The 10,283-nt window shown below is 56.2% G+C and carries 12 protein-coding genes; 4 read left to right on the top strand and 8 right to left on the bottom strand.

From position 1 onward, the window contains the following. Positions 1 to 272: 272 nt before the first annotated feature. From EGH23_RS24005 to EGH23_RS23990, 4 genes are all read right to left on the bottom strand, one after another. Entirely contained in the window at positions 273 to 1,232 is a 960-nt protein-coding gene (locus EGH23_RS24005) for a zincin-like metallopeptidase domain-containing protein (protein ID WP_220582513.1), read from the bottom strand. 75 nt (positions 1,233 to 1,307) lie between these two features. Then, positions 1,308 to 1,613: a DUF8069 family protein gene (locus EGH23_RS24000; RefSeq protein ID WP_483867132.1), complete on the bottom strand. Its 306-nt coding sequence runs from the start codon at positions 1,611 to 1,613 to the stop codon at positions 1,308 to 1,310. 92 nt (positions 1,614 to 1,705) lie between these two features. Beyond that, positions 1,706 to 2,566, bottom strand: coding sequence for a beta clamp domain-containing protein (locus tag EGH23_RS23995; RefSeq protein ID WP_220582511.1), 861 nt, complete (start codon positions 2,564 to 2,566; stop codon positions 1,706 to 1,708). A 71-nt stretch (positions 2,567 to 2,637) separates the two neighbouring features. Continuing rightward, the gene (locus tag EGH23_RS23990; RefSeq protein ID WP_220582510.1) at positions 2,638 to 3,675 is read right to left on the bottom strand and encodes a hypothetical protein; all 1,038 of its coding nucleotides are present in this window, start codon (positions 3,673 to 3,675) and stop codon (positions 2,638 to 2,640) included. Positions 3,676 to 4,490: 815 nt separating this feature from the next. On the opposite strand from EGH23_RS23990, the gene tnpA reads away from it, so the two are divergent. Both tnpA and EGH23_RS23980 read left to right on the top strand, forming a co-directional pair. After that, positions 4,491 to 4,883 (top strand): IS200/IS605 family transposase, encoded by a 393-nt coding sequence (tnpA, locus tag EGH23_RS23985; RefSeq protein WP_220582509.1) that lies wholly within the window; start codon positions 4,491 to 4,493, stop codon positions 4,881 to 4,883. A gap of 1 nt (position 4,884) precedes the next feature. Beyond that, positions 4,885 to 6,141, top strand: coding sequence for an RNA-guided endonuclease TnpB family protein (locus EGH23_RS23980; RefSeq protein ID WP_220582508.1), 1,257 nt, complete (start codon positions 4,885 to 4,887; stop codon positions 6,139 to 6,141). A 68-nt stretch (positions 6,142 to 6,209) separates the two neighbouring features. Here EGH23_RS23980 and EGH23_RS23975 read toward each other — a convergent pair whose 3' ends face one another. Further along, on the bottom strand, positions 6,210 to 7,427 hold the full coding sequence (locus EGH23_RS23975) for a Cdc6/Cdc18 family protein (protein WP_220582507.1): 1,218 nt from the start codon (positions 7,425 to 7,427) through the stop codon (positions 6,210 to 6,212). 296 nt (positions 7,428 to 7,723) lie between these two features. On the opposite strand from EGH23_RS23975, the gene EGH23_RS23970 reads away from it, so the two are divergent. Continuing rightward, on the top strand, positions 7,724 to 8,032 hold the full coding sequence (locus EGH23_RS23970) for an AbrB/MazE/SpoVT family DNA-binding domain-containing protein (protein ID WP_220582506.1): 309 nt from the start codon (positions 7,724 to 7,726) through the stop codon (positions 8,030 to 8,032). Beyond that, complete coding sequence (locus tag EGH23_RS23965) at positions 8,029 to 8,457, top strand: PIN domain-containing protein (protein ID WP_220582505.1); 429 nt, start codon at positions 8,029 to 8,031, stop codon at positions 8,455 to 8,457. The genes EGH23_RS23970 and EGH23_RS23965 overlap by 4 nt, the downstream gene beginning before the upstream one ends. A 127-nt stretch (positions 8,458 to 8,584) precedes the next feature. Here the strand turns inward: EGH23_RS23965 and EGH23_RS23960 are convergent, their stop codons facing one another. From EGH23_RS23960 to EGH23_RS23950, 3 genes are all read right to left on the bottom strand, one after another. Further along, complete coding sequence (locus EGH23_RS23960) at positions 8,585 to 8,989, bottom strand: DUF8160 family protein (protein WP_220582504.1); 405 nt, start codon at positions 8,987 to 8,989, stop codon at positions 8,585 to 8,587. Next, positions 8,986 to 9,771, bottom strand: coding sequence for a ParA family protein (locus tag EGH23_RS23955; RefSeq protein WP_135306039.1), 786 nt, complete (start codon positions 9,769 to 9,771; stop codon positions 8,986 to 8,988). Before EGH23_RS23955 ends, EGH23_RS23960 begins: the two co-directional genes overlap by 4 nt. 249 nt (positions 9,772 to 10,020) lie before the next feature. Then, positions 10,021 to 10,278 carry a hypothetical protein gene (locus tag EGH23_RS23950; RefSeq protein ID WP_220582503.1) on the bottom strand — a complete coding sequence of 86 codons (258 nt, stop codon included), beginning with the start codon at positions 10,276 to 10,278 and terminating at the stop codon, positions 10,021 to 10,023. Positions 10,279 to 10,283 lie beyond the last annotated feature (5 nt).

The raw sequence follows: 10,283 nt of genomic DNA, 5'->3' as shown, positions 1-10,283 counted from the left end.
GAGCAGGCCAAACTCCTGTTCGCGAAATCGATCCACGGCAACGATAATTTCGCGCCAGACGAAGAGGGTGTCGTCATTGGCATCGATACAGCCGAACAATTCTGAGAGCATCTACCCGCTACTACAGGACGGCAGTTCCACGCAAATCGTATAGAGAGCTAGTGTCCTTCCTCCCAGACACACCACTGTTTCCGCTGAAAACCACGCAACACTGGTGGTACGTTGGTACACGGCGGAATATTTGCTGAGGCCAACGAGAAAGCCCTCGTAGCCTAATCCTCAATAGCGTCGATAAGCTCGGCCGCCGTACTCGAAATCCGATCTAACCGATCTCGAACCGTCGCCGGCGCGTCTTCGTCCCACGCCGCCAGATAGAACGCTGAGTTGTCCGGATCCAAGCCGAAGTGTCGACTAACGATGTAGGCCACTGCTTCAGCCTCGACCTCCAGTCGGGATTTCTCCTCACCCGACTCGCGCTCGAAGTGCATGCTTGCGTGGGCGAACTCGTGAATCAACGTGCTCGCAAGATCCGCCCGGTTTTCTCGGTCGATCACCTTCACGACCGGGTTCGTCGTCGTCGGACTCCGCCGTTCGCACACCCCACGTGCTGACCCGTGCTCCCATTTGTTGGGAGCAACGATAGTCGCATCCACGCCGATGGCGTCGGTCGCAGACAACAAATCCTCGACGAGGCCGTCCGCATCACCATACGCTTCGGTTTCGAGGTCGGGCAGCGGTTCGCCTTCAGTCTGAGAGATATCGAACACCGAGGTCGGCCGGAATCCAACCAGCCCTCGGGACCACTCGTCGGGCTCGGTTTCGTCGTACTCACACTCCGTATTCACGTGATAGGACGGCGAGTTCCCGCACTCGGGACATTTGTTCGTGATGATGGGTGCCCAGATCCAGATCGCGTCCTCGCCTTGCTGGACGTGGCGGTCGAACTCCGTTTGCCACGTGTTGTACCCGGCGACCTTAGTCGCGTTAGGACACTGCAACTGGATGAGCAGCGTGTTCCGGGCCGAGTAGTCGTGGAACTTGCTCTGGACCTCAAGCCACTGCTGGAACTGCTCGCTGGCCTGGGCCTCGTCAGTTAGTTCGGCGAGGTCCTCGACCCACGCATCGAGCTGGTCACGCATGTCGTCGGCTCGCGTGTCCGAGTCGTCGAAGGAGTGCGTAGTTTGCTGGTGAGACGTCTCTGCGTCGGGAAGGTCGGTTTGGATTGTCGCCATTGGATTCTGTCGGGACGCACTCTCGGGTACGCCCCCGCACCTCCTCCGGGGGGTCAGAAAATCGCCGGCTGGGAGCTACTCGTCGTTTCGGGACTTCGCGGCCGCCCAGCCCACGTGGAAGTACGCGAGCGCTTGATTCGACTCGAAGACTTCTCCTGACAGCGAGTGGGCGAGCAGTTGCTCCGCTGGGATGACGTCGACCACTCCCGCAGCACGGAGGTCCTCAACAAGATCGTGTGCAAGCGACTCGTCGATACGAAGTGAATCCGTTCCGGTGTCGCGGTCGGTAGCTAGCTGGCGGCGCTCGAACCGTTCGTAATTTGGAATCGTCTCGTCCATACTGTCACGAGAGGTTGCCCCCTCACTTCGAAAGGGGGACAGAAAACTGACTAACCAACAGCCAACGAGTTATGCACCGGAGTGTTGGTTAGCAACACACCACTTTGTCCGGAGCTTTTCGCCCGAAAGCGCAATTAGGTTGGCAGCTTCGGTGCGACCATGAACTGACAGACGCCTTCGGCGTCGGGGAATGGTGCGCTAATTCGCACGGGATTGTGCTGGCCCACCTCAAGTTTCCGAGGAGCCTCCCCCGGCAGGGCACGGTCGATAGTGCGGAGGCGACTCGTTTCGAACCGCGCCAGTGCGTCGGCAGGCTCGAACGCGACCAGTTCCTGTGGTTCACGACGGTACACCATACTATCGATGTCGCCGTTGGCGCAGAATCGAAGTTCCCCGTCGTCGGCATCGACGTCGATCTCGACCCGTTCCGAGAGAACACCGGCGGCGGACAGCGCAAACGAGAGGTCCGGCCGCGAGATGTGACACGTCGCCGGGGACTCGATCTCGGGCAGATTCGGCGGCGTTCTGATGGACTCGGTCGGGATAAGTTCGGTCGTCCGGGTGATTCCGTCGACGTCCACCTCGAGTTCGCTCGCACTGGCGTTCAGCGTGAGTCGCCCAACGTCGTCTGCATCACCGACTGACAACGCATCCACGACGTGCTGAACGTTCACGCCGAGGACGCCCTCCGTGACGTCGAAGCGGTCGAATGACGCTGCATCCACTCGCAGCTCGAGCATCGAAATACATTCGGCATCGACGGCCCGCATTGCAAGCCCATCCGCCGAGACAGCTATCCGACATTGCTCGACGAGGCTGGCGGCCACCTCGAAGATAGGTTTGAGGACTGCAACGTCTGCCACAAGGTCGAACTGCGTCGGGGTTGGCCCAGTAAAGGGCGCAGTCGCATCGTTATCTGTACCTCCGTCCGGCGTGTCGGGCGTCTCGGTTGCTGGCTCCTGTTCGTCGGCTGGCTGCTGCTGATCGGTACTCATTGTGACTTCCCTCACCCATCGGGGAAGCACAAAATCGACACGCGCAGAATGATGCGAACCGACGCTCTCGATCAGGGCACGACCGTCGCGATGCGGTCGGTGCGATACTCAACGGTCCACGTCCCATACGATTGTGTGAGGCGATAGGTCCGCACCGTCGCGACGTCTTCGAGAGCGCCGGCGGGTGTCTCCCAGCAGAACTCGTAGCCAGCGATGACGTCCCCGTCCTGTAGATATCCGACCGGATGCTCGGGTCCATCCCACTCGGCGACGATTGTCTCACCCCCACGGGGCGGCTGGATACCTCGTCCAACGCTGCCCTGGATACTCGATGGGTCGGTCGTCAATGACGCCAACTGTGCGAGGTCCCCGGCGCTGATCGCCCACTGCTCGTCGGCCTCGTCGTCGACGAAGACGTGCTGTGTCTCACCACGGGAGCGCTGGTACTCGACCTCAGTGATCCGGCCGCCCAGCGAGTCCTCGATGAGCCAGGTGAACTGATGGACGCCGTCGAGGACAGTCTGGTTCTGTTCTTCAACCGCTATCGTGCTGGTGTCGGTCTCGACCTCGGTCGTGAGCCGCCCTTCAGTAGGCCGGTCGACTGGCGCACAACTACACAGCAGCGTGCCTTCAGGGCCAGTCAAGACCCACGGCTGGCAACCACAGGGAATGAGCGAATACTTCGAGGCGGAGTACCGGCCACCGCCGGTGAGCACGCGTAGTGCTTTCTCGACTGCGCTGCCGTCGAACCCGTAGCCATACTGAGCACCGAGTCCATCGACGAATGTCACGTCTGTTTCGACACTGCTGAACTCGCCGTAGGTGCTCGGAATCGAGCGCACCTCGTCGATGCCGTACTGCCCAACGTAAGCTCCAACATCGCCATCAATAATCCAGCGAGTCTGTTGTTGGTGGGCTCGACCACCCGATGTGTGGATACTCGAGTACGGCCGACGAGTCGTGAGGCCCCAGTCGTTATCGGGATCACTCCACGACATGCCCTCGCGATCGGGTACGGGCGTGATGGTTGCACAGCGAGCGACACTCTCGGCGTTAGGTGTGAGGTCGGTACTATCGCTACTGAACGCACTGAGTGGTGAGTCAGTCATCGAGAATCCTCTCCACCCACTGAGAGGGCACAAAATCTCATCAAGAGACGAGAGCTAACATCCACTGAGCGATTGTGGCAGACCCCCATAGTGCTTCATCTTGGAGCTATAGCTGCTCGTCACGAAAAGGAACAGTGAAGCAACACACCGGTGTTTCCGGAGGTTCCGTAGACCACCCCAATGTTTCCGTAGGTTCCAGAAGCCACACCATCGTTTCCGGAGGTTCCAAAGGCAGGGCACTGTTTCCGGAGGGGGTGAGAAATTAGTCGAAAAACCACAAGACGGTGGTCGAGTTAAGGGGGAAGCTACACACACTCCCCATCGTTTCCGCAGGTAGAGATGGAAGGATTGTCCGTGTCGTTTCTCGACCTAGATATTCCACTGCTAGTGTTTCTTCTTGTTTGCAGTACGGATCTGGTTTTTCTTGCTATACTATAAAGCCTTCTCTAGTAATCTAGAGGTATAGGATTCGTCGGACACTCTTGACCCGAACCTGCGGAAACAATGGAGGGTGTGTGTCTCACCTAGCCAAATCTCTATGCCGTCTTGCGTTTTTCATGTTTTCTGACGATCACCCGCGGAAACAGTGGTCCCTGTGCGGAACCTCCGGAAACGGTGGTATCTATATCTCACCCTGGCGCGTTCAATATCTGAGATGATCGCTTCCCTATCTGGATTCAGCGAGAGAATCCCACCGTTCACGGCGGGCGTGAATCGCGTAAGCCCGGTGTGTTAGTCCACGGGGGTCTGCCCGACCGAATACCCCACGGCACAAGAATTGTTAAAGTTGGGTGTGCTATATCTGGTGAGGCCAAATGGAGTCTTACCTGCAATCCGGGTCACACACGGTCTACGCGCTCCGATATCACTTTGTGACCGTCACGAAGTACCGTGCCGACATCCTCACGGATGAACGGCTGGAGCGCGTAGCCGAAGTCGCTCACGAGATTGCAGAGGACTTCGAGGCCGACATCAAGAACGTAGACGGCGGCACCGACCACGTTCACATCCTGTTCACGACCAAACCCACCACCGACCTCACGAAGTTCATTAACTCGCTCAAGGGTGTCACCTCGCGCCGGATTCGGCAGGAATATCCCGAAGTGAAACAGACGCTCGAAGATGCGTTCTGGCAACCGGGATATTTCCTCGCCACGACCGGCCAAGTGAGTCTCGACGTGTTGATGGACTACGTGGAAAACCAGTAGCATGACCGCGACAGCCACGAAAACGCTGGAGGCTACGCTCGCCCCGCCGACAGCCCACAAAGAGCGCAAACTGTGTGACCTGCTCGACACCTACCGGGCAGGACTCCACGAGGCGTTCGAGGCGGGGTGCGAGACGATGACCGCCACTAGCGACGTGGTGACGCCCTACGACCTGCCGTATCAGGCGAAGGCGGCCCTGTGCAACTACGTCCCGCAACTGCACGGCACCTACGATGCACAGGAGTTGGACGACAACCACCCGGTTCGACTTACCAACCAAGCCGCCGAGTTCGACCACTCGCCGGAACGCGACTACGAGTTTACGTGGTGGGTGCCACAGCCCGGTCGCGGCACCAACTTCTGGATCCCACTTCGTATCAATCCCGCCCAAGAGGAGTTGTGGCACGACCTTATGGACGGTAAGGCGTCGGCGGGACAACTCCGCCTGCAACGCCATCATACGTTGTGGACACTCCACGTCACTGTTGAGTTCCCGGTCGAAGAGCCCGACGACGACCCGACCAACGAGGACGTAACACCAGTCGGCTTCGATATTGGCGAAGCCCACTTGCTCGCGGGCTGTGCCTGCGAGCAGGGCGCTCCAACTGATCCACTACTCATCAACGGTGGCCGCGCTCGCCATCTTCGCAAAGAGATGTTCACGACGCTCAAGCGACTTCAAGAGCGCGGCGCCGCCCAATGGCGGATTGACGAGCGATTCGACCACTATCAGAACGCACTCACTGATATCATCGAGAAAGCGTCTCGACGTGCCGTTGAGTACGCCTGCCAGTTTGAGAAGCCAGTCATCGTACTGGAAGATCTCTCGGATATCCGCAACGACCTCGATTACGGCGCGTGGATGAACCGACGCCTCCACGCCTGGGCGTTTGCTCGCTTGCAAGAGCGCATCGAGGAGAAAGCGCGAGAGGCTGGCCTCCCAATTGAATACGTCCGGCCGGGGTACACGAGCCAGACGTGTCACGAGTGCGACCACATCGGGTATCGGGACGGCGACGAGTTCCGGTGCCAGAATGACGAATGTTGGGTGTCGGAGTACCACGCAGACATCAACGCGGCGGTCAACATCGCTGACCGTCACGACCCGTGGGGTGAGAGCCTGCCGGTGAAATCGGCGGGCGATGACATCTCACGGGATGGGAGCGCCTGTGACAGCGCCGCGACCCCCACCGAGCAGAGCCACCCACGGCAGATGACGCTCGGAGAGGTTGGGTCGGAACCCACTACCGGTGGTTAGCCGGTATTCCCATGCAGGGAAGCCGCGCCGTTCACGGCACGGAGGATGTCACCACTCAGCTCAATCCACTACCTGACCAAGTGTTGAACGCTCTTGTCAACGCCAATTGTATTGATAGTCTCATCAAGTGCTGCGAGTACCTCATTAGTTGGATGGTTCAGCGAATGAGTCTTGTACTGCCCTCCCGAGGAGTCGTGTTTCACCTGAGATTCTATAATATTTAACTCATCAAGCCGCCCGTAGTAGTCCCGTGCTCGACGTTCTGAAACGGGATCATGACCGACAATCTGTGCAAAATCACTATAGAGATCATAGAGAATGGATGATGTAACCTCGTCGTCCTCACGCTCTTCGAGAACTGCGAGGGCATACACGACGATCTTGATGTTTTCCGGGAGATCAGCTAAGACAGACATTGACCGTTCAATTTCGTATTCATCCATTGCTTCTTCGACGAGATCATCCGTGACGTAATCCTTTCCTCGCTCGCGAGCATAGTCACCAGCGATCCGAATTAAATCGAGAACCATCCGTGCATCACCACTGTTCTTTGACCCAAGGGCAGCCGCATAGGTGATCGCGGCGTTGGTGACGATATCATCGTAAAAGGCGATCTCAACACGCTGGCGGAGGACCTCTTCGAGCTGACCGGCATCATATGGCGGAAATTCGATGACGCGCTCACGAAGAGATGAGCGGACATCTGATGATAAATTCTCGCCAAAGGCAGTATCGGTGCTAATCCCAATGAGGCCGAGTTTCGTCTCAGTGAGATCGCCATAGCTCGCTGCACGCGTAGCTTTGTAGAGGAATGTATCGATATTTGCCACGTGGTCAATTTCGTCAAGGACGATGAGAGCAGTACCCCCGATCTTATCTAGCTGATCAAAGAAAACAGAATAGACCTTACTTTCCGGATGCCCTGTTGAGGGAAGGTAATCCTCAGAATTTGGAATCAACTGATTTGCGAGCTCAATCGTTAGTTGGTACGACGTATTCACCCCTTCACAGTTGATATGAAGGACTGCAAGCTCTGTTTGGAGCTTCTCTGATGCTTCAAGTTGATTGAGTACCCAGTGAGTAACAGCAGTCTTCCCGACGCCGTTCTGCCCGTAGAGGAAGATATTATCTGGACTTTCTCCTTTGTAGACGGGCAGGAGGGCATTCATGTACTCTTCTTTCTTTTCGTCACGCCCAACAATTTCTGAGGGTATGTATTCATCGGCGAGAGCGTCGCGCTTAGCGAAAATCGCGCTCTCGGATAAATCATCGAAGGCTGAAGTCATAACGAGGCTTGTCGTTAGTATGCCCCACTTGTGCACACCACAAAAAACCTGCGACCAGTATTTCCGTAGGTTCCGTAGGTGGGGGGTTAGTTTCCGTAGGCTAACCGCATAGCTATGACACCACCGTTTCCGTAGGTTCCGTACCACACCCCGTATTTCCGGAGGTTCTCCCGCTTACTAGCATCAATGGCTTCAGAGAACGGTTAGAAGGAAGGAGATTCAGTATAGGGCGATTCGAGATATTCTCCAGCAGTATCCTTATGTATGACTGGAACGAAGTAATGACTAGAGAAAGTATGAGTAAAACAGAGTCTGAAAAAGTAGTTTCTGTCTCGTCGCGCGGGCAAGCGACTATTCCCAAGGAGTTCCGAGAAGAGCTGGACATCGACACACCTGGTCGTGTGAAGTTCGTTCGCACCGAGGAGGGCGAAATTGTTGTCCGTCCCATCCACTCGGTTACAGACCTACGTGGGGTCCTGGAAGGGAAAACCGACGAACAGGATCGCTCGGCAGTCGAACGGCTACGAGAGGAACGCAAACAGGACAAGGCCAGTGAAGAGGAGTTGCGGCAGCGCTATGCCAGTGATGACGAGGCCGACGCATGACAGATGAGGCTACCATTTCTGAGACGATCGTCTTCGACGCCGAACCACTTGTCGCCTATTTTTGCAACGAACCCGGGAGTGACACTGTCGAGATGTATATTGACGCGGTCGAAGGTGCAGCCGATGGGTATATTTCCGCGATTAACCTCGCCGAGGTTCACTACATTGTGCGTGCAATCGACGGTGAGGAACGCGCTGACGCTGTCGTCGATGTCCTTGAGGAGAGCGGTATCCGTCGGGTTGACACCGAACAGACGTGGCCCGCGGCGGCCGACTTCAAATTCCGCTACTCGCCAGCACTCGGTGATGCCTTTGCACTCGGAACCGCAGCGCATGTGGAGGGGATGCTCCTTGTCGGTGCCGACGACGACTACGACGACGTTGCTGACGTTCCAATCACTCGCTTCCGTAACGAACCAGCGTAGCGCATGCTATCGGCGTTCTGAACACTTGCTTTCCTAATAATCTCGTTAAGAGATTTAGGGACTCGATACCTCTTGAAGTGTAGGCACATCACTGTCTCCGATGTAAATCCCGAAGAGAGCACCTGTGCTACCGCAAACTGAGATTTTCGACTGTCTTAGTGAACTCGTCTCCCGACATGTTCTCAACGGCACTGATGCCCTCAGAGATAACCACAGGGTAGTAGTGCCGTTCCTTCTTGACTTGCCAGTCGCACTCGTACTGCATCCGGTCGAACTCCTTGTCGACTGGCTGCATCAATTCGTCGGGAAGATGAATGAGTTTACTGTCCCAAGCTTGTTTATAGTTCTTAGCTGAATTATCTTGATTAGTTTGTTTAGCCTGTTCATTCTGCTTAACATCCTTATCTCGATTAGCTTGTTTATCTTGTTTAACTTCTTTAGTCCGATTATCTGGTTTATCGGCTTTATCGGATTCAAAGCGCTGTCCTAACCGTTCAGACATCTCGTCTTTCGCTTCGTCACGGTCTTTCATCGCTGACCACGTTCCTGCTCGAAGTAGTCAGCGATGCGAAGCAGCTCATCAGTCTGGTCGCACTCCTCGTCGTGGCCGAAGATCGATACACCCGCGTTGAACGCGCGCTTGATAGCGGCCCGGTTCCGTATCTCGAAGACAGGAATATTCTCGGAAAACGTCTCGTCGAACCATTCCAGCATCTCTTTTTGCTCGCCGTCGAGCGGATAATCGACGTTGCTGACCACGAGCGCCTCTTCCTGGATGGCCGTCCCGAAGTTATCTTCGAGCGAATCGATTTGCTTGAACAGCAGTTCGACGGCCCGAATGCTCGTATCCTCTGCTTCAGCCGGTATGAGCACATTCTGACAGGCCAGTAGCGCGTTGTCAGTCAACAGTCCGAGCGACGGCGGGCAGTCTACAACCATGAAATCGTAGCCATCCAAGTCCTCCAATAACATCGATAGCCGTTCACGTCCTCGCATTCCGCTCACAAGCTCTTGCTCCAGCGAGAACATGTCGATGTTCGCAGGTAACACATCAAATTCGTCGTGAGAGATAACCAGGTCGTCGACCTTGTGTTCGCTCGGCGATTTCAGCGCATCGTTCAGGTTCGGCGATGGTGCGGTGTATTCGTCGTCGAGGCCGACTCCACTAGTGAGGTATCCCTGTGGGTCTAAATCCACGAGAAGCGTTTCAGCGTCTCGTTCACTCATCGCCCCGGCGACGTTCAGCGCAATGGTGGATTTGCCAACCCCACCTTTCTGGTTTGATACGGCCAACCGATACGGTTTCTTTGCCATAGTTTGCTAAACCCTCTAAATCTGTTTAACAAGATAAATGCACTTAATGGTATGTCAGACGTTACAGCTCATAGGACAGACCGGACGACAAAACACTTATAGAGGCAATCAAGAACCCCTCCTGAGGAAATCGCGGAGATGGTCAACCAGGGCGTGGTCCGTATCTTGACGCGGGCCAAGCCCTGTCTGGAGTTCGAGACGCCAGTCATGTTGTCGATCGACGTGACTTATCTCGCCTATGGACGTCCGTCAGAACGGTGGGTCAACCCCGTCCGGCAACAGCATCAACGCCACCGCGGTCATGGGAAGGTTGACCAGCGTCAACAACGGATTCAACCGTTCCTCGTGCGGCCCCCGGCCGTACTTGTCGTACACCTCCGACACCAACGTCTTCAGTGAGTGATCCACTATCCGCCACAGATTGTACAACAGCAGGCTGCACTCGAACGTGCAGAATTGCATCCGGTAGCCCGTCGACCGAATCGACGGCAGCAGCGGCTTGATCATCTTGT

It is taken from the genome of Haloarcula nitratireducens, from assembly GCF_019599505.1.
This window is presented reverse-complemented; position numbering and strand designations above follow the sequence as displayed.

Coding starts and splice junctions, on each gene's coding strand:
- EGH23_RS24005 (WP_220582513.1), bottom strand. CDS start 1,232: ATGGCGACAATCCAAACCGACCTTCCCGACGCAGAGACGTCTCACCAG.
- EGH23_RS23995 (WP_220582511.1), bottom strand. CDS start 2,566: ATGAGTACCGATCAGCAGCAGCCAGCCGACGAACAGGAGCCAGCAACC.
- EGH23_RS23990 (WP_220582510.1), bottom strand. CDS start 3,675: ATGACTGACTCACCACTCAGTGCGTTCAGTAGCGATAGTACCGACCTC.
- tnpA (WP_220582509.1), top strand. CDS start 4,491: ATGGAGTCTTACCTGCAATCCGGGTCACACACGGTCTACGCGCTCCGA.
- EGH23_RS23980 (WP_220582508.1), top strand. CDS start 4,885: ATGACCGCGACAGCCACGAAAACGCTGGAGGCTACGCTCGCCCCGCCG.
- EGH23_RS23975 (WP_220582507.1), bottom strand. CDS start 7,427: ATGACTTCAGCCTTCGATGATTTATCCGAGAGCGCGATTTTCGCTAAG.
- EGH23_RS23970 (WP_220582506.1), top strand. CDS start 7,724: ATGAGTAAAACAGAGTCTGAAAAAGTAGTTTCTGTCTCGTCGCGCGGG.
- EGH23_RS23965 (WP_220582505.1), top strand. CDS start 8,029: ATGACAGATGAGGCTACCATTTCTGAGACGATCGTCTTCGACGCCGAA.
- EGH23_RS23960 (WP_220582504.1), bottom strand. CDS start 8,989: ATGAAAGACCGTGACGAAGCGAAAGACGAGATGTCTGAACGGTTAGGA.
- EGH23_RS23955 (WP_135306039.1), bottom strand. CDS start 9,771: ATGGCAAAGAAACCGTATCGGTTGGCCGTATCAAACCAGAAAGGTGGG.
- EGH23_RS23950 (WP_220582503.1), bottom strand. CDS start 10,278: ATGATCAAGCCGCTGCTGCCGTCGATTCGGTCGACGGGCTACCGGATG.